This window comes from Sphingobium sp. KKT206 (assembly GCF_055640555.1).
Genome location: NZ_CM145764.1, coordinates 2,216,320 through 2,234,368 on the forward strand (window position 1 = coordinate 2,216,320; position 18,049 = coordinate 2,234,368).

The 18,049-nt window shown below is 64.8% G+C and carries 19 protein-coding genes; 8 read left to right on the forward strand and 11 right to left on the reverse strand.

Features of this window, described 5'->3' with window-relative positions:
- Positions 1-31 precede the first annotated feature (31 nt).
- The 3 genes from ACZ2HM_RS10575 to ACZ2HM_RS10585 are packed head-to-tail and all read left to right on the forward strand — an operon-like array spanning position 32 to position 2,865.
- A complete protein-coding gene (locus tag ACZ2HM_RS10575) occupies positions 32-1,168 on the forward strand; it encodes an aminotransferase class I/II-fold pyridoxal phosphate-dependent enzyme (RefSeq protein WP_037477723.1) in 1,137 nt (378 codons plus the stop codon).
- Entirely contained in the window at positions 1,165-2,418 is a 1,254-nt protein-coding gene (locus ACZ2HM_RS10580; protein ID WP_037473247.1) for an aminotransferase class V-fold PLP-dependent enzyme, read from the forward strand. Before ACZ2HM_RS10575 ends, ACZ2HM_RS10580 begins: the two co-directional genes overlap by 4 nt.
- A 15-nt stretch (positions 2,419-2,433) precedes the next feature.
- Positions 2,434-2,865 (forward strand): RidA family protein, encoded by a 432-nt coding sequence (locus ACZ2HM_RS10585; protein WP_037473249.1) that lies wholly within the window; start codon positions 2,434-2,436, stop codon positions 2,863-2,865.
- 44 nt (positions 2,866-2,909) lie between these two features.
- Here the strand turns inward: ACZ2HM_RS10585 and ACZ2HM_RS10590 are convergent, their stop codons facing one another.
- The 8 genes from ACZ2HM_RS10590 to ACZ2HM_RS10625 form a co-directional block, all read right to left on the reverse strand.
- On the reverse strand, positions 2,910-3,200 hold the full coding sequence (locus tag ACZ2HM_RS10590; RefSeq protein ID WP_037473250.1) for a GIY-YIG nuclease family protein: 291 nt from the start codon (positions 3,198-3,200) through the stop codon (positions 2,910-2,912).
- Between the two features lie 57 nt (positions 3,201-3,257).
- Positions 3,258-3,455 (reverse strand): Trm112 family protein, encoded by a 198-nt coding sequence (locus ACZ2HM_RS10595; protein WP_037473252.1) that lies wholly within the window; start codon positions 3,453-3,455, stop codon positions 3,258-3,260.
- A complete protein-coding gene (locus ACZ2HM_RS10600) occupies positions 3,452-4,066 on the reverse strand; it encodes an LON peptidase substrate-binding domain-containing protein (protein WP_470425186.1) in 615 nt (204 codons plus the stop codon). The genes ACZ2HM_RS10595 and ACZ2HM_RS10600 overlap by 4 nt, the downstream gene beginning before the upstream one ends.
- A complete protein-coding gene (locus ACZ2HM_RS10605; protein WP_037473254.1) occupies positions 4,066-4,977 on the reverse strand; it encodes a tetratricopeptide repeat protein in 912 nt (303 codons plus the stop codon). The genes ACZ2HM_RS10600 and ACZ2HM_RS10605 overlap by 1 nt, the downstream gene beginning before the upstream one ends.
- Positions 4,978-5,063: 86 nt before the next feature.
- Positions 5,064-5,912, reverse strand: coding sequence for a MipA/OmpV family protein (locus tag ACZ2HM_RS10610; protein ID WP_037473256.1), 849 nt, complete (start codon positions 5,910-5,912; stop codon positions 5,064-5,066).
- Between the two features lie 91 nt (positions 5,913-6,003).
- A complete protein-coding gene (locus ACZ2HM_RS10615; protein WP_037473257.1) occupies positions 6,004-6,441 on the reverse strand; it encodes a DUF2141 domain-containing protein in 438 nt (145 codons plus the stop codon).
- Positions 6,438-7,169: a sterol desaturase family protein gene (locus tag ACZ2HM_RS10620; RefSeq protein ID WP_470425187.1), complete on the reverse strand. Its 732-nt coding sequence runs from the start codon at positions 7,167-7,169 to the stop codon at positions 6,438-6,440. The genes ACZ2HM_RS10615 and ACZ2HM_RS10620 overlap by 4 nt, the downstream gene beginning before the upstream one ends.
- 49 nt (positions 7,170-7,218) lie before the next feature.
- Positions 7,219-8,109 (reverse strand): prephenate dehydratase, encoded by an 891-nt coding sequence (locus tag ACZ2HM_RS10625; RefSeq protein ID WP_470425188.1) that lies wholly within the window; start codon positions 8,107-8,109, stop codon positions 7,219-7,221.
- Between the two features lie 185 nt (positions 8,110-8,294).
- Here ACZ2HM_RS10625 and ACZ2HM_RS10630 point away from each other — a divergent pair, with 185 nt between their 5' ends.
- Positions 8,295-8,915, forward strand: coding sequence for a cytochrome c family protein (locus ACZ2HM_RS10630; RefSeq protein WP_313923224.1), 621 nt, complete (start codon positions 8,295-8,297; stop codon positions 8,913-8,915).
- Between the two features lie 274 nt (positions 8,916-9,189).
- On the opposite strand, the gene ACZ2HM_RS10635 is transcribed toward ACZ2HM_RS10630, so the two are convergent.
- Entirely contained in the window at positions 9,190-10,506 is a 1,317-nt protein-coding gene (locus tag ACZ2HM_RS10635; protein WP_037473266.1) for a hemolysin family protein, read from the reverse strand.
- 148 nt (positions 10,507-10,654) lie between these two features.
- Between ACZ2HM_RS10635 and ACZ2HM_RS10640 the strand changes: the two genes are divergently transcribed.
- Entirely contained in the window at positions 10,655-11,335 is a 681-nt protein-coding gene (locus ACZ2HM_RS10640; protein ID WP_037473268.1) for a YiaD family glycine zipper/OmpA-like lipoprotein, read from the forward strand.
- 262 nt (positions 11,336-11,597) lie between these two features.
- On the opposite strand, the gene purN is transcribed toward ACZ2HM_RS10640, so the two are convergent.
- Positions 11,598-12,548 (reverse strand): phosphoribosylglycinamide formyltransferase, encoded by a 951-nt coding sequence (purN, locus tag ACZ2HM_RS10645; protein ID WP_470425189.1) that lies wholly within the window; start codon positions 12,546-12,548, stop codon positions 11,598-11,600.
- Between the two features lie 106 nt (positions 12,549-12,654).
- On the reverse strand, positions 12,655-13,749 hold the full coding sequence (purM, locus tag ACZ2HM_RS10650; protein WP_470425190.1) for a phosphoribosylformylglycinamidine cyclo-ligase: 1,095 nt from the start codon (positions 13,747-13,749) through the stop codon (positions 12,655-12,657).
- Positions 13,750-13,982: 233 nt separating this feature from the next.
- Here purM and ACZ2HM_RS10655 point away from each other — a divergent pair, with 233 nt between their 5' ends.
- From ACZ2HM_RS10655 to ACZ2HM_RS10665, 3 genes are read left to right on the forward strand one after another with little or no spacing between them, the layout of a single operon-like run.
- On the forward strand, positions 13,983-15,272 hold the full coding sequence (locus tag ACZ2HM_RS10655) for a heavy-metal-associated domain-containing protein (protein WP_470425191.1): 1,290 nt from the start codon (positions 13,983-13,985) through the stop codon (positions 15,270-15,272).
- Complete coding sequence (locus tag ACZ2HM_RS10660; RefSeq protein WP_470425192.1) at positions 15,269-15,907, forward strand: P-loop NTPase family protein; 639 nt, start codon at positions 15,269-15,271, stop codon at positions 15,905-15,907. The genes ACZ2HM_RS10655 and ACZ2HM_RS10660 overlap by 4 nt, the downstream gene beginning before the upstream one ends.
- A 3-nt stretch (positions 15,908-15,910) precedes the next feature.
- Positions 15,911-18,049: an RNA degradosome polyphosphate kinase gene (locus ACZ2HM_RS10665; RefSeq protein WP_470425193.1), complete on the forward strand. Its 2,139-nt coding sequence runs from the start codon at positions 15,911-15,913 to the stop codon at positions 18,047-18,049.

The window sequence follows — 18,049 nt, forward strand, 5'->3', positions numbered from 1 at the left end:
AACCGGCCCTTTTCCTATGGAGGGTGCCTGCATGACTGGATCGTCCGACAGCCTGTCCCGCCGCATGCTGATGCGCGGGGCGGTGGGTGCCACCGCATTTGCGACCGCAACCCCTGCCCTCGCCCAGCGCGGGCGCAAGGTCGATCTGCCCGACGATCCCGCCGCCATGGTCGCCAGCCTGACCGACGGAATCTTCCTTAATAGCAATGAACATCCCATCGGCCCCGGCGCTGCAGCGCTTGCCGCGCTGGCCAAGCTGCCGCCCTTGTCGGGGCGCTATGGCATGGCGTTCGCCGCCAAGCTCGAAAGCCTGTTTGCGCGGCAAAATGGCCTCTCGCCGACACAGGTGCAGGTCCATCCGGGTTCCTTCATGCCGCTCCGCTCGGTCGCACTCACCTATTCCTCGACTGACCGGCCCATCGCCTATTTCGAGCCGACCTTCGATCAAGGTTTCCTGGGGCTTGGCAACCAGAGCGTGACGCGCTCGGTCGCCGTGCCGCTGTCGGGCGATTTCGCCGCAGACCCCCGCAAACTGCTCGCCGCCGCGCCGAATGCGGGCGTCTATTATCTGTGCAATCCCAACAACCCGACCGGCCTGGTCACGGCACGCGCCGACATCGACTGGCTGCTCGCCAACAAGCCCAAGGGCGCGATCCTGCTGATCGATGAAGCCTATATCGATTTCAGCGATGCCCGGACCTGCCTCGATCTGGTCGCCAGCGGCGCGGACGTGCTGGTGACGCGGACCTTTTCGAAGATTTACGGCCTCGCTGGCTTGCGCTGCGGCCTGATCGCGGGGCGCAAGGATCTGCTCGACGGCATGGCCCGCTACGGCACCAACATCACGCCCATGCCCGCCGTGGTCGCGGCGGAGGCGAGCCTGCTCGATCCCATGCTGCTGCCCACGCGCAAGGCTGAGAATAAGGCGGTGCGCGATGATCTCTATCGCTGGCTTGACGCGCAGGGGTTGCGCTACCTGCCCTCGCAGGCGAGTTTCGCGATGATCCATGTTGGTCGTTCGGGCGCAGACGTCACCGCCGCGCTGGCGGCGCAGAAAATCTACATCGGCGGCCCGCGCAAATATATGGACGACTGGGTCCGCGTCTCGTTCGGCACGCCAGCGGAAATGCAGGCGTTCAAGGCCGGACTGCTCAAGGCGCTGGCATGAGCCTCAGCCGTCGCGAGGCGCTGGGCGCGGCGGTGGCCCTGCCGCTGGCGGTGCGGACGGCGCGCGCCGCGACGCTCACCCTTCCCGACAAGGCTGGCTTTGCCGCCACCCCGGTCGCCTATCTCGACAGCGCATCGACCCATCCGATCAGCCTGGGCGCGCGTGCCGCGATGGACGCCTATGTCGCGACGCGGACGCTCGATCCTGCGGCCGTCGCGCGCAAGCCGGTTGATCGGGCAGGAGTCATCGCCAAATTCGCGCGCCTGGTGAACGCCGACGCGGATGAAATCACCTGGGTCCAATCCACCACCATGGGCGAGCAGGCGGTGCTGCGCGCGCTCGGCTTTCCCGGCAGCAAGGGCCGCGTGGTCACCGACACGCTGCATTTCTATGCTGCCTTCCCCATGTATCTGGAAATGGCCAAACAGGGCGTCGATGTCGCCTGGGTTCAGGCGCGCGCGGGGCGCATCGAACTGGACGATATGGCCCGCGCCATTACGCCGGGCACCCGCCTCGTCAGCCTCTCGCTCGTGTCGACCTATAATGGCTTCCAGCATGACCTGAAGGCGGTGTGCGACCTGGCGCACAAGGTCGGCGCGTTGGTCTATGCTGACATCATTCATGCGGCGGGCGCAGTCCCGGTCGATCTCCACGCCAGCGGCGTCGATTTCGCGGCCTGCGCCACCTATAAATGGCTGATGGGCGATTTCGGGCTTGGCTTCCTCTACGTCAGGCGCGGCGTGTGGGATCAGCTACCCCGCACCGAATATGGCTATTATGGCTTTGCCGCGCCCGATGCCCCGCCCGGCATCGGCCTGTCGCCGCCGCAGACCCATGCCTATCCGCTCGACCCGCCGGGCGACGCGCCGGTCAGCTATGCCGTCCGCACAGGCGCGCTCGGCCATTTCGCGACCGGCACCTATGCGCAGGCAATCGTCGCCGCGCTCGACCATTCGCTCGACTATATCGGCCGCCTGACGGTGCCCGCGATCCAGGCCCATGCCCAGCAATTGATCGCCGCCTTGCGCGAAGGCCTGCGCGCCAAGGGCTATGCGATCATCACGCCATCCGGCACCACCGCGCCGCTGCTCACCGCGCTGCTGCCCGATGCCAAGGCGCGGCTGTCGGACCCGCTGGCCAAGGCGGGGGTGCGGGTTTCGCTGCACGATCATCATCTGCGCGTCTCGCCTTCGGTGTTCAACGATGCGACAGATATCGAACGGCTGCTCGCCGCCCTGCCCCGTGCCTGATATTTGGAGAGACTGATGGTCCGCCTGATCCCCGCCGCCCTGCTGCTGGCTACCACGCCTTCGTTTGCGCAGCCTGCCGCCGCGCCGCAGCCGATGCCCGCCAGCCTGCCCTTCTCCCCCGCCATCCGAGTGGGCGATATTCTCTATATGTCGGGGCAGATCGGCCAGGTGCCCGAAGGCATGGACGCGCATAAGGAAGGGTTCGACGCGGCGGTCAGGGGCGCGATGGATGCGATCGGCGGCATCCTCAAGGATAATGGCCTCGACTTTGGCGATGTCGTCAAATGCACGGTCATGCTGGACGACATGGCCGACTGGCCCCGCTTCAACGCCGCCTATACGCCCTATTTTGCCGGCAAGCGCTTGCCCGCGCGCAGTGCCTTCGGCGCGGACGGTCTGGCACTCGGTGCGCCGCTGGAAGTGGAATGTATCGCGGCTTATTCTTAACCGAACGCCGATCGTCCTGAGCCTGTCGAAGGACGCGCGCCAACCTATCCCTGATCCTGCCGATTCCGCGCTAACAGGCTCAACCGCGCCCAATCGCCATCAATCAGCGCCTGCTTTTTTGCCCGGCTCCATCCTTTGATCCGTCGCTCGGCCGTCAAGGCTTCGTCGCGGGTGCCGAAACTTTCAGTCCAAACCAGATGGAGCGGTCTACGCGCGAAGGTATAGCCGGGGATCATGCCCATTTGGTGCGCTGCGATCCGGCTCTCCAGGTCATCCGTATGCCCGGCATAGAAGCTGCCGTCGCTGCATCTTAGCAGATAAGCGTGGAAGGCCATCGCTTGTGCGCGTCCTTCGACAGGCTCAGGACGAACGGGGGACTGAGAGAGGCATCATCACATGATGGGCACGGCTTCCCGCGCCAACAGCACCGGGACGCCGTCGCGGACCGGATAGGCCAGGCCCGCCGCGTCGGACACCAGCGCCTTGCGCGCTGCGTCCCAGCGCAGGGGTGTGCGGGTTACCGGGCATACCAGCTTGGCGAAGAGCCAGGGGTCGATCGGCCCAGGCTCGCTTACTGCAATCTCGCTCATTGCATCGTCGCGCCGCCATCGCGGTCGCCGCGGCCGACGATCTGCATCAGTTGGATGATGCGCTCCGACCGTTCGGACAGCGTATCGGCCTCCAGCAAGGTCTGCTTGGCGGCGGGATCGAACGGCGCGATCTGGGCGATGCCGTTGACCAGCGACGTGTCGTCCAGCCGCGACACCGCCGTCCAGTCCACCACATATCCCAGCGCGTCGGCAAAGCGCCGCGATTCCTGCTCCAATGCGGTGCGTTCGACCGCGTGCAGCACTTCGTCTTCCTGTGGCGCCTGCTCGATATCCGCTTCGATCTGGCGGAATTGGGTCGCCACCGGCAGTTCGCGCACGAAGCGGAAGCGGGCGAGGCCGGTCAGGATGATATTGAACCGCCCATCCTCCATCGCCTCGATATGGCTGACATGGCCCAGGCACCCCATGTCGAACAGCGAAGGCACCGGCCCGCCTTCGCGCGGCTGGATCATGCCGATGCGTCGGTCGCGCGCCATCGCGTCATGGATCAGCGCCCGGTAGCGCGGCTCGAAAATATGCAGCGGCAGGTCCATGCCCGGCAACAGCAAGGCGCCGGACAAGGGAAAGATCGAGACGCGCGCGAGGGGCATCAGGCGAAGAGAATCTGCGACAGCTTGCGACGCTGCGCGGATACCCAAGGATCTTCCAGCCCGACGGCTTCGAAGATGGTGACGAGTTGCGCGCGCGCCGCGCCTTCGTTCCAGGTGCGGTCGCGCCGCACGATTTCCAGCAGCGCGTCGGCGGCCCCGTCGCGGTCGCCATTGGCCATCAGCCCGCCTGCAAGTTCGAACCGGGCTTCATGATCGTCGGGATCGGCGGCGACTTTCGCTTCCACCGCCGACAGGTCGGCCAACGGCTTGACGTCGCGCGCCAGCGCGATCGCCGCGCGCGCCTGATCGACCGCACCATGCCGGGCGATCTCGGCGGGCAGGGCTGCCAGCAGCGCTTCGGCCTCGTCCAGCTGGCCCAGCATCACCAGCGCCCGCGCTTGTCCTGCGACCACCTCGACCATGTCGGGGGCCATTTGCGCGATCTGCGTGAACACCGACAGCGCCCGCTCGGCGTCGCCCTCGGCCAGCAATTCCTCGCCCATGGCGATCAGCGGGGCGATTTCCTGCGCCTGCGACTTTTCTTCCGATTCGATCGGCAGTTGCGACAGCAATTGGTCGAGATATTGTTTGAGCGCGCCTTCGGTCCGCGCCTGGGTCAAATCCGCGACGGGCTGGCCCTGGAACACGGCATAGACGGTCGGGATCGACTGGACCCGGAACTGGCTGGCGATGAAGCCATTGTCGTCGACATTGACCTTGACCAGCTTGACGCCCTTGGCCGCATAGTCGGCGCAGACCTTCTCGATGATCGGGGTCAGCTGCTTGCACGGGCCGCACCATTCGGCCCAGAAATCGACGATCACCAGCTGGGTGCGAGACGGCTCCACCACGTCCTGGCGAAACGCCTCAATCGCCGCCTTGTCGGCCTCGCTCAATCCCAGGGTCGCCACGCTTCAATCTCCTGCCAATGCGGTGTGTCGCCGCCTCCATATATCGCCATATGGGGCGCGTCACCCTTGTCCCGCAAGATCGCCTGTCAGAAGGTGTAGCCGACGCCGACCGCCCCGACGAACTGGTTGCGCGATCCGACATCCGACACGATCGGCGAATCGGCATATTTGCCGAGCAAGCGGGTGTAGCCGGCGACGCCGAAGATCGCCCAGCCCGTGCGGATATCGCCCGACAGCGATTTGCCTGCCGACAGGTTGACGTTCATCCGACGAAAGCCCGATCCCCGTCCTGCACGGTCATAGACGTCCAGCCCACTGGCCAGACTATCCTGCGGCGTGATGTCGAAATAATAGCGGCCATATTTCTTGCCGACATAATCGGCCGACACGCCCAGGCCGACGAAGGTGGTGATCGACAGCGGCGTGAAATATTCGATCGACGGCGTTATGACGAAGGAGCCATGGGCGCCCGCGACATCCTTGGTCACGGCGACGCGCGCCGACAGATTATCATAATCGCTGGTGATCACCCCGGTCTTGCCGATGCCGATAAAACCGCCCGCTTCCAGCGCGAAGTCCCGCTTCCCCAACGCCTGCACGGCGTCATCCTTGATGGCCTTGCGGCTGGTACGGTCAAATCTCAGGTTGACGACCGGCCCCAGTTCGAAATCGACGCCCGGCCCGGTCGGATCGGCAATGGCATCGACATAGAGGGCGGTGCCGCGTGTCCAGAAGGCGATATCGTTCACCTTGCCGCGCGCCTGGGCAATGGGCAGGACGCGATATTCGTCCGAGCCCTCATAGCTGGGGATCATGGCGGCACCGGCCCCGATGGTCAGCGTGCTATGCTGTTCTTCTTCCTGCGCCATGGCGGGCGCAGCGAGGGACAGGGTCGCGACGACGGTCGCGGCCAGCGAGCAGCGGAAAAATGGCATGAATGACCCTGTTGTTTTTTTAACGTGCGTTCAGGGTTCTGAATGTTTCGGGCGGGTGACAGGTTCCCGCCGATGCGGCCAACCGTTCAGGTCACAGGAAATATTTAAGCTTTATATCCTGCTCGACCGGCGCCCCCGCGACCGGGAAACTGGCCGATTGAAAACTCGGCGCGCCAAAGCGCAGCGCCGGGTTTCGGGAAAAGCCGACGCCTTCGCGCGGTATCCCGGCGAAGGTATCCAATTTGCCATTGGCATTTTCGTCATGGATGATGGCGATGGCATAGCGGCCGGGCGCCATGGCGCCCAACGCCACCGCCCCGCCCTGCGCCGCCACGGCGAAATGACGCTTGTCGGGATCCTTGGTGCAGTCGGGGAAATATTCCGGCATCCGGGTGACGCAGACCAATATCTGCCCCTTGCCCGATCGCAAGCCTTCCAGCGCCATGCTGACTGACTGGGGCTGGCCCAGCGGCGCAGCCCCGCTCAATCCCGCCAGCGCGATGACAGCCATCGCCAACCGCCCGATCATGCGCGCGCCTTCGTCGTGAAATCGCCCAGCCCCTGGTCGGTGCCGCACAGCCGGTCCCAGAAGCGGAAATAGAGGCCATAATTGCAATTATAGCGGTCATGATGCCGCTGATGATGCGTCGCGGTGATCAGCCATCCGCCGATCGGCCCGCGCACCAGCCAGCGCGGGAACATCTCCCACCCCATATGATTGCTGACCCCCATCACCGTCATGATCGTCAGCACGACGCCCAATGCACCGACATGGATGGGGATAAGGAACACCAGCGCCGGGATCACCACCGCGCCGGTCAGCGCCTCCCAGGGGTGGAAGCTCATCGCCGCCCAGGCCGTGGGTGGGCGGCTGGCATGATGCACCGCATGGGCGACGCGAAACAGCTTGGGCCGATGCATCCAGCGGTGCGTCCAGTAGAACCAGGTGTCGTGCGCGGCGAGATAGAGCAGCACCGACAGCGGCAGATACCAGAGCGGCATCGCCGCGACATCGGTGTAGATGCGCGTCCAGCCATGCGCCTGCCAACCCCAGGCGACCACGCCCGCGGGCATGCCGTAGATGAGCGCCGAGGCCAGCGACCAGGCGATTTCCCGCCCCATCTGCTTTTCCAGGCCGCGATACAGGCCTGGCTGGCGAATCCGGGTCGCGAGCGCAAAACCCCCGCTCGCCAACAGATACCGCACGCCGACAATGGCGCTCATCGCCAGGGCGGACAAAAGAATAGCTGCGACCATGAAGCGCCTATAGGCGCGATTGCGCGGCTGCGAAAGCGGGAGCCTGCAGTTAAGTGCGGGGGCGTGCCTGCCGATAGCTGCCCAGCACCCGCACCCATTTGGTGTGGAACTCCAGTTCGGCGAGCGCCCGGTCGACCGCCGGGTCGCCCGGCATCCCTTCGATATCGCAGAAAAATTCGGTCGCGGCGAAGCTCGCCCCGCGCTGATAGCTTTCCAGCTTCGTCATATTGACGCCATTGGTCGCAAAGCCGCCCATCGCCTTGTAGAGCGCGGCGGGGACATTCTTCACCTCGAACAAAAAGGTGGTCATGACCGGGCCGACATAGGCGATCGGCATTTTGGGTTCGCGCGCCAGCACCAGGAAGCGCGTCATATTATCGTCGCTATCCTCGATATTCTCGGCGATCAGGCGCAGGCCATAGAGTTCGGCGGCCAGATAAGGCGCGATCGCCCCTTCGCCCGGCGTCTTGCGTTCCGCCACCAGCGCCGCCGCGCCCGCCGTATCGGCATAGGCGACCGGCTGGATACCGCGCTCGCGCAGATAGTGGCGGCATTGGCCAAGCGCCTGGGGGTGGCTGATCGCGCTTCTCACCGGGCTATTGTCGGGCGCCATCAGGCAATGGCGGATGCGCAGGAAATATTCGTCGACGATCGCCAGCCCCGATTCGGGCAGCAGGAAATGCATGTCGGCAACCCGCCCATGCAGGCTGTTTTCGATCGGGATGATAGCGCGCGCGGCGAGGCCATTGCGCACCGCGTCGATCGCATCTTCGAACGCAAAACAGGGCAAGGGCACGCAATCGGGCGCATAGCCCAAGGCCGCGAGGTGCGAGTTGGCCCCCGGCGCGCCCTGATAGGCGACGGCACGGGCCGGATCGGCGGCGGCCTTGGCCGCGAGGTCGGCGACGATGATGCGGGCGGGGGCGGGATAATTGTCCATGGGTGGCTGCGCGCTTATGCATTTGCTTGGCGCTGCGCAAGCATCGGCGGGGCGGCAGTGAACAGGACTGACATATTTCCCGCGTCAACCCGGCTTGCACCTTGGCGTGTCCGCCATTATGGCAGCCCTCAAGAGGGGGCCGGAACATAGCCGCCCGAAAAGATACGCAAGGGAAATCGAGCGAAATGGGCGATCGTTTCAATACCGTAGCGGGCTGGGCACTGTTCGCGGGCATCATCGCGCTTGGCGGCGCGATCGTCAGTTCCAAAGTTTTCCATGACGAACGGCCCGAAACCATGGGCTATGCGATCGAGGGCGTCGAAGCCGAGGGCGAAGGCGGCGCTGCCGGTCCCAGCCTCAACACCCTGCTCGCCAGCGCAGACGTCGCGGCGGGCGAAAAGGTGTTCGCCAAGTGCGCCGCCTGCCACACCGTGAACCAGGGCGGCGCGAACGGCATCGGTCCCAATCTGTGGGCGACGGTCGGCAAGGCGCATGGCCATGTCGCAGGCTTTGCCTATTCCGAAGCGCTCAAGTCGGTTCCAGGCGACTGGACGTTCGAGGCGATGGACAAGTGGCTCAAGAGCCCGCGCGAATATGCGCCTGGCACCAAGATGACCTTTGCTGGCCTTGGCAACCCGGTCGATCGCGCCAACCTGATCGCCTGGCTCAATACGCAGGGGTCCAACCTGCCCCTGCCCGCCGCCGATGCCGAACCGGCCGCCGAAGGTGACAATGCGGCCGAGGCAGGCAATGCCGCCAACGCCGCCGAAGCCCCGGCCGAGAACGCGGCCAACGCGGCGGAATAATCCGGCGATCCTGATTGCCAATATGACGGGCGCGGCACGAGGTGCCGCGCCCGTTTTGTTGGTGGGGTGAGCGTCGCGGAAGGTGTCGACCGATGTACACCTCTCCCGTCTTCACGGGAGAGGGAGGGGCCCGCGCCGCAGGCGTGGGAGGGTGAGGGTCTGCCTGGCATCTGGAATAAAAGACCCTCACCGACATCGACTAGGCAGCAAGCTGCCAAGTCTACGTAGCCTCTCCCGTGAAGACGGGAGAGGACAAGAGAGAGGGGAAGGCCGCTTAGCGTTCCGCGACCAGCAGCTTGTCGATCTTGCGGCCGTCCATGTCGACGATCTCGAAGCGCCAGCCTTGATCGTCGATATAGTCGCCGACTTCGGGCAGGCGTTTCATCAGCCACAGGACATGGCCCGCGACGGTCGCATAGTCGCGGTCTTCGGACAGGTCGATGCAGATGCGTTCGGCGAGTTGGTCCATCGGCATCTGGCCGGACACAAGCAGGCTGCCATCCTCACGCTCGACCAGATCAGGTTCGTCGAACGCATCGCGGTCGGACGCGAAATGGCCGGCGATCGCCGACAATAGGTCGGCCGGGGTTACGATTCCTTCGAAATGGCCATATTCGTCATGGACCATGACCATCGGCACGTCGGAGCGGCGCAGCACTTCCAGCGCGTCCATGGCATCGACCTGATCGGGCACGACCTCCGCCTTGCGCATCAGCGCGCCGACGTTGAGGGCTTCGCCCCGGAACAGCGCGCTCATAATGTCGCGGGCCTGGACGATGCCGATAATATCCTCCACCGATCCGCGGCCGACCGGCAGTCTGGTATGCGGCGTTTCCAGCAGGCGGGCGCGAATCGTGTCTTCGTCGGCGGCGATGTCGATCCAGTCGACGTCCATCCGCTGCGTCATCACTTCACGCACGGGTCGGTCGGCCAGACGCACGACGCCTGAAATAATCGCGCGCTCGCTTTCCTCGATCACGCCCGACTTGCTCGCTTCGGCGACGATCAGGTGCAGTTCCTCGGCCGTGACATGGCTTTCCGATTCGCGGTCCATCCGCAACAGCTTGAAGATCAGGCTGCTCGACCCGTCCAATATCCACACGATCGGCGCGGTGATTTTCGAGAGCCACAGCATCGGCGTCGCGACCAGCACCGCGATCGGTTCGGGCGCGCGCAGGGCGAATTGCTTGGGCACCAGTTCGCCGATGATGAGCGAGGCATAGGTGGTCAGGCCGATCACGACCGCAAAGCCCAACGTCTGCGAGGCATCGGCCGACAGGCCGAGCCACTGCAACCGCTCGCCCACCGGCCCGCCCAGGCTGGCGCCGGAATAGGCACCGGCGATGATGCCGATGAGGGTGATGCCGATCTGGACCGTGGAGAGGAATTTGCCGGGATCGCTGGCGAGCGCGATCGCCGTCGTTGCGCCCTTGCGCCCCGCCTTCTCCAAGCCCTGCAGCCGGGGCTTGCGGGCGGAGACGATGGCGAGTTCGGACATCGCAAAGACGCCGTTCAACGCCACCAGCGCGAGGATGATGACAAGATCGGCCCAGGGAAAGGGCGTCGGATTGGGGAGGGGTATCGTGGCCATGGTGGTCGGGGAAAGGCTATACCCTCTATTCTTTCATTTGCACAACCATCCCATCATCAAGAGTTCAGTTCGCTTGTGGAACAAAGACGTTCGCTCAGCGATTTGGGGACATCCGCTCCACAGGGCGATAAGATAAGGGAATAGTTTCATGAGGATTTCACATCGCATCATCGGTGCGGCCGGTTTGGCCGCGATGCTGGCCACCACCGCCTGCACCACCGACCCGACCACGGGTCAGCGCACGATTTCGAAGGCCGCGATCGGCGGCATCGGCGGCGCATTGGGCGGCTATCTGCTGGGCGATTTGGTCGGCGGGCGCAGCGATCGGACCGAGAAGATTCTGGGCGCGGGCATCGGCGCGGTCGCGGGTGCGGGCATCGGTGCCTATATGGATGCGCAAGAACGCAAGCTGCGCGAAGAAACAGCCGGCACCGGCGTCGATGTGATTCGCGATGGCGACGACCTGCTTCTGCGCATGCCGTCGGGCATCACCTTCGCCTATGACCGGGCCGATGTGCAGCCCCAGTTCCAGCCGACGTTGAACGATGTCGCGTCGGTTCTGGCGCAATATCCCAAAACCTATATCGACGTGTTCGGCCACACCGACAGCGACGGGGCCGACGCCTATAACCAGACCCTGTCCGAACGCCGCGCCCAGGCGGTGTCGAGCTATCTGGTGAGCCGTGGCGTCCAGTCGGCCCGCATGGGCACGCGCGGTTTCGGCGAGACCCAGCCGATCGCGTCGAACGCGACTGAGGAAGGCAAGGCCGCCAACCGCCGGGTGGAGATCAAAATCTCGCCGGTGACCGAGGCTGACGTTCGGAGCTGATAGTGTATCCTTCCCTGTAAGGGGCCGAGCGGAGTCATGTGCCTCGGTTTGAGGACCACGACGAGATGGAGGGGTGTCACCCTATCGAGATGGCGACACCCCTGGCCTGCGCTTTGCGCAGCCACCTCCCCTACCAGGGGTAGATTACTAAATGCGCCGATTTTAAGACGTTTAGCACCCTTCGATGCGATCCCGATCGCAGGCATTTGCAACAGTCCTGCCAGCGGGCGGGGGAAATTCTCCCACCCTAAAAAGCCCCCCCTTAAAACTCCTCCGCAATATCCATCAGCCCCAGCAGCTTTTTCGGCGCAACCTGCCGCCAGCTGGCGCGCAGCCGTTCTGCGATATGCTCCCAGTCCGTATCGCCCAGGTCCAGGCGGATGCCGACCCAATCGGTGCCGAAATAAGCGGGTCGATAATAGCGCGCCGGGTCGGCTTCGATCAGGCTGGCCTGTTCTTCGGGCGCGGTGGTCTTGACCAGCAGGGCGATAATGCCGTCGCCATGATGGTCGCGGGTGAAATAGGCGAACTTCTTGCCTTTGACGATGCCGAAGCAGGGCATGCCGTGGGAGAGGATTTCGTCCGCCTGCGGCAAGGCCAGCGCACTTTCGCGAACCTTGTTGAGCAGCCAGTCCGGGTGACGCTCGCGACTGACGAAGGCGGCGAGGGTGCGGCTGTAGAGCTGATGCTCCGCGATCAGCGTGCGGGCGGCCAGCGTGTCGGCATCGTCATCGGGCAGGATCGCGACCGGCGTCTGGCCCAGCACCGGTCCGTCGTCCAGCGCGGCGGTGACGATATGCACGGAACAGCCCGTATGGCTGTCACCCGCGTCGATCGCGCGTTGATGCGTGTCCAGCCCCTTATATTTGGGCAGCAGGCTGGGGTGGATATTGAGCATCCGCTCTTCCCATCCCGCGACAAATTCGGGCGACAAGAGCCGCATATAGCCCGCGAGCGCGACATAGTGCGCGCCCGCCGCGCGCAACTGTGCATCGATAATCTGGTCGAATGCGGCGCGCTTCAAGCCCTTATGGCTCTGGCCAAAGGTCGCAATCCCTTCGGCAGCAGCGAGTTTCAGCCCCGGCGCTTGCGGATCATTGGCGGCAACCAGCACGATCTCATAGGGGCAATCATCGGCCTTGGCGGCATAGAGCAGCGCCGCCATATTGGACCCGCGACCGGAAACCAGGACGCCGACTTTGGCTTTAGCCATCATTCTAACTCCGTTCGCCCTGAGCCTGTCGAAGGGCCTTACTTTTCTTAAAAGAAAGAACAGGGCTTCGACAGGCTCAGCCCGAACGGAGCAAATTTGCCTTATCTTACCCCAAATGCGTCGCCGACCAGTCGGCCTTCGCGCTCCATGTCTCGGTCGAACCGCGCACGGTGCAGCCCTTGTCGCCCGCCTGCACCACGCCGATGCGGTGGACGCTCTCGCCCGCCGCGGCCAGCGACGTGGTGACGCCCGCGACATGCGCTTCGTCCACGGCCAGCACCATGCCGATGCCGCAGTTGAAGGTGCGCGCCATTTCGGCGGGGTCGATATGCCCCTGCGCCTGAAGGAAGGCCATCAGCCGCGGCTGTTCCCAAGTGTCGGCATCGACCATCGCGTGGCAGCCGTCGGGCAGCACGCGGGGGATGTTTTCCAGCAAGCCGCCGCCGGTAATATGCGCCAGCGCATTGACCATGCCCGCGCGCACGAGCGGCAGCAGGCTCTTCACATAAATGCGCGTCGGCGCCATCAGCGCATCGATCAGCAACACTTCATTGTCGAAGATGGCGGGGCGGTCGAGCCTCCAGCCCTTGTCCGCAGCCAGGCGACGGACCAGCGAGAAACCGTTGGAATGGACGCCCGACGAAGCGATGCCCAGGAGCACGTCGCCCGCCTTCACCCGGTTGCCGGTCAGCACCTTGGTCCGCTCGACCGCGCCGACGCAAAAGCCCGCGAGATCATAGTCGCCCGGCGCATACATGCCCGGCATTTCGGCGGTTTCGCCGCCGATCAGCGCGCACCCCGCGATCCGGCAACCCTCGGCGATCCCGGCGATGACGCGCTCGGCCACGCCGCTCTCCAGCTTGCCGGTGGCATAATAATCAAGGAAGAAAAGCGGCTCGGCACCCTGCACGATCAGGTCGTTGGCGCACATGGCAACCAGGTCGATGCCCACCCCGTCATGGCGGCCATGGTCGATCGCGAGCTTCAGCTTCGTGCCGACGCCATCATTGGCCGCGACCAGCAGCGGATCGGTAAAGCCCGCCGCCTTGAGGTCGAAAAAGCCGCCAAAGCCGCCCAGTTCGGCATCCGCACCAGGGCGACGGGTGGCCTTGGCCAAAGGAGCGATGGCGCGCACCAGCGCATTGCCGGCGGCGATGTCAACGCCAGCCTTGGCGTAGCTGTAAGATTCGGTATCGGTCATGGGACACGCGCCTAGAGCAATCGATGCGAAAACGGAACCGTCCATCTGTTGGCCCCCTATAACGGGCGGTAAACACACCGTTCGGGCTGAGCCTGTCGAAGCCTTCTCCTGAGCGAAGCGAAGGAGCTTCGCCTTCGGCTCAGCGCAGGGCTTCGACTTCGCTCAGCCCGAACGGCAAGGTGGGTGAAGGTTGGCGCTTGGCATATAGGGCAAATCCCGCCAAAAGGGCGCGCGTGAGCCTTGCCCAGACCTTTTCCCGCCTCTCTTTGTCGCCCGGCACCATGCTGCGTGCCCTGTCGCGCCCGGCACAGATCCTGTTCGCCATCGCGCTCGGCCTCGCGGCCGCCGCGCTGTTCGCGCAGATGGAGGGGGAGCGCGGCGTACCGCCGATCGCCAGCGGCGGCGATTTCGAAGTGCGCGGCGTCAAGGTCGATGTCGTCGCCAAGGATGCCGACACCGCCCGCTATGCCGGCTGGCGCATGGCCCAGCGGCAGGCCTGGCGGATGCTGTGGAGCCGCACCCACAGCGGCGCGGGCGCGCCTGCCCTGTCCGATTCGCAGATCGAGGCGATGGTGTCGGGCATCGAGATCGATTATGAACAGGCCGGGCCGACGCGCTATGTCGCGACGCTCAGCATCCTGTTCGACCGCGCCCGCACCGGCCAGTTGCTTGGCGTGTCCGGCAATGCGATGCGCTCGCCGCCCCTGCTGGTCATTCCCGTGCTGTGGGATGGCGGCTCTGCGGTCTCCTACGAACGCACCAATGAATGGCAAAAGGCCTGGGCGCGCTATCGCACCGGCGACAGCGCGATCGACTATGTCCGCGTCGCCGGGTCGATCGCCGACCCGATCCTGCTGAACGCCGGACAGACCGGACGGCGCGGGCGGCTGTGGTGGCGCGTGCTGCTCGACCAATATGGCGCGGCCGATGTGGTGATCCCGATCGCCCGGCTCGACCGCGCCTATCCCGGCGGCCCCGTGACCGGCACCTTCACCGCCCGCTATGGTCCCGACAACAGCCTGATCGGCAGCATCACGCTGCGCGCTTCCAACGATAGCGGCCTGCCCAAGATGCTGGACGAAGGCGCCCGGCGGCTCGATGAACTCTATATCCGCGCGCTCAACGACGGCCGCCTGCGCCCCGACCCCTCGCTGATCATCGAGGAACCGGTCGATCCCGCGACGCTGGAGTTGGAGAATGTGACCGAGGCGATCGTTGAAACCACAGAACTGCCCACTGCCGCCACGACCGGCACCAGCTTCGCGATCCAGTTCGACACGCCCGATGTCGGATCGGTGACGCAAGGCGAGGCGGCGGTGCGCGCGGTGCCGGGAGTCCGCTCGGCGACGACCAGCAGCCTGGCGCTCGGCGGTACATCGGTGATGCAGGTCAGTTTCGAGGGCACGGTCGAAATGCTGCGCGCCGGGCTTCAAGCGCGCGGCTATACCGTCGCGGCGTCCGGCACCACGCTGCGGATCAGCCGTCGCGCCGCGCCCGCCGGACCCGCCCCCGCCGCGCAATGAGCCAGATCAGCCTGCCCTTCGACTGGCATGGCGATGCGCGCGACGGGGATTTCCTGGTCAGCGAGGCCAATGCCCAGGCCGTCACCCATCTGGAGCGCTGGCGCGACTGGCCGCTGTCGGTCAGCGTGCTGACCGGCCCGCCGCGATCGGGGCGCTCGACGCTCGCCCGCCATTTCGCGCGGATGAGCGGCGGCTCGATGATCGACGATGCGCAGGGGCAGGACGAACACACCCTGTTCCACGCCTGGAACGCGGCGCAGACCGACCGGCGACCGCTGCTGATGGTGGGGCGCACCCCGCCCGCAAGCTGGACCGTCGCCTTGCCCGACCTGCGCTCCCGACTGGCGGCGGTGCCGCATGTCGCCATCACCGAACCCGACGAAGCGCTCGCCCGCGCGCTGATCGCCCGCGCCTTCGACCATGCCGGGGCGGGCTATGCCGCCGATCTGCCGGACTGGCTATTGCGCCGGATAGAGCGTAGCTATGGCGCGATCGACGCCGTCACCCGTTTGCTCGACGCGGCGGCGCTGTCATCTGGTCGTAAGATTTCCACCGCACTGGCGAAAGAGGCTCTGCAAGCTGCCGGATTTCTGCCTATAGTGCCGCCCGATCCTTCCACCGCCAACCGCGAGTAATCCGTGGCCGAAGCCGATCCCACACCCAGCCTGTCGCTGCACAGCGAACGCTATTTCAACCGCGAACTGTCCTGGCTCGCCTTCAACCAGCGGGTGCTGGAAGAAGCGATGAACCGCGCCCATCCCTTGCTGGAACGGCTGCGCTTCCTGTCCATCTCCGGCGCGAACCTGGACGAATTTTTCTCCGTCCGGGTCGCGGGCCTCAAGGGGCAGCAGTTGCAGGATGTCGATCTGCGCTCGGTCGATGGGCTGACGGCGGGGCAGCAACTCGCCGCGATCGCCGCCGAAACCGCGCGGCTGATGGCGGCACAGCAAAAGGTCTGGGGCATATTGCATGGCGAACTGGGGCAGGTCGGCATCGAAGTCATCGGCCCGTCCAGCCCCATGGACCCCCTGTGCGAAGCCTGGCTGCGCGATCATTTCCTCACTCAAATCTTCCCGATCCTGACGCCCCAGGCGCTCGACCCGGCGCATCCCTTCCCCTTCATCCCCAATCAGGGGCTGTCGATCGTCTTCGACCTGCAACGCCTGTCGGACAAGCAGCCGATCCGCGAACTGGTGATGATCCCCGCGACGCTCGACCGCTTCGTGCGCGTACCGGGGCCATCGGCCCGCTATATCGCGCTGGAAGCCGTAGTGCGGCGCTTTTCGGGCGATCTCTTCCCCGGCTATCAAGTGCGCAACAGCGGCGTGTTCCGCATCATCCGCGACAGCGACATCGAAATCGAGGAAGAGGCCGAGGATCTGGTCCGCCACTTCCGCAGCGCGATCAAGCGCCGCCGCCGTGGCCGCGTGATCCGCATGGAAATCGAAGAGCGGATCCCCGAACCGGTCGAGGAAATGCTGCAGGACATGATCCAGGGGCATGAGGCGATCATCGCCGAGGTCGAAGGATTTGTCGGCATCGGCGACCTGTCCGGCATCGTTGACGAGGATCGGCCCGACCTCAAATTCGAACCCTATGCGCCGCGCTTTCCCGAACGTATCCGCGAATATGGCGGCGATTGCTTCGCCGCGATCCGCGCCAAGGACATCGTCGTCCACCACCCCTATGAGGCGTTCGACGTCGTCGTCTCCTTCCTGAAACAAGCGGCGATCGACCCCGATGTGGTGGCGATCAAGCAGACGCTCTATCGCGCGGGCAAGCAGTCGGCGATCATCCGCGCGCTGATCGACGCGGCGGAAGCGGGCAAGTCCGTGACCGCCGTGGTGGAACTGAAAGCCCGTTTCGACGAGGAACAAAATATCCTGTGGGCCGACGCGCTCGAACGCGCCGGGGTGCAGGTCGTCTATGGCTTCATCGACTGGAAGACTCACGCCAAGATTTCGATGGTGATCCGGCGCGAGGGCGAGCAGTTTCGCAGCTACTGCCATTTCGGCACCGGCAATTACCACCCGATCACTGCGCGCATCTATACCGATTTGAGCTTCTTCACCGCTGACCCGGCCTATAGCCGCGATGCCGCCGCGCTGTTCAATTACATCACCGGCTATGTCGAACCCAAGCGGCTGGAAAAGCTGGTCATGTCGCCGCGCGACCTGCGCGACCATCTGTGCCGCCTGATCGATGACGAGATCGACCATGTTCGCGCCGGGCGACCGGGCAACATCTGGGCGAAGATGAACTCAGTGGTGGACCCGGCGATCATCGAAAAACTCTATGCTGCCAGCAATGCGGGCGTTCAGATCGATCTGATCGTGCGCGGCATATGCTGCCTGCGTCCAGGCGTGCCGGGCATGTCCGAAAATATCCGGGTGAAATCGGTCGTCGGCCGCTTCCTGGAACATAGCCGCATCGCCGTGTTCGGCAATGGCAAGGCGCTGCCCAATAATGGCGCAAAAGTCTATATCAGCTCGGCCGACTGGATGCAGCGCAACTTCGACCGGCGGGTCGAATTCATGGCCCCGATCGAAAATCCCACCGTCCATGACCAGATTCTCGACCAGGTGATGGTCGCCAACCTCATTGACACCGAACAAAGCTGGGAACTGGACAGCGACGGCCATTATGCGCGCGTCGATGCGGGCGAAAGGCCGTTCAACCTGCACCGCTATTTCATGACCAACCCGTCGCTGTCGGGCCGTGGTGCCGCGCTCGACAATGAAGCGGTGCCAACCTTGCGCCTGCGCGGACGGGTTTGA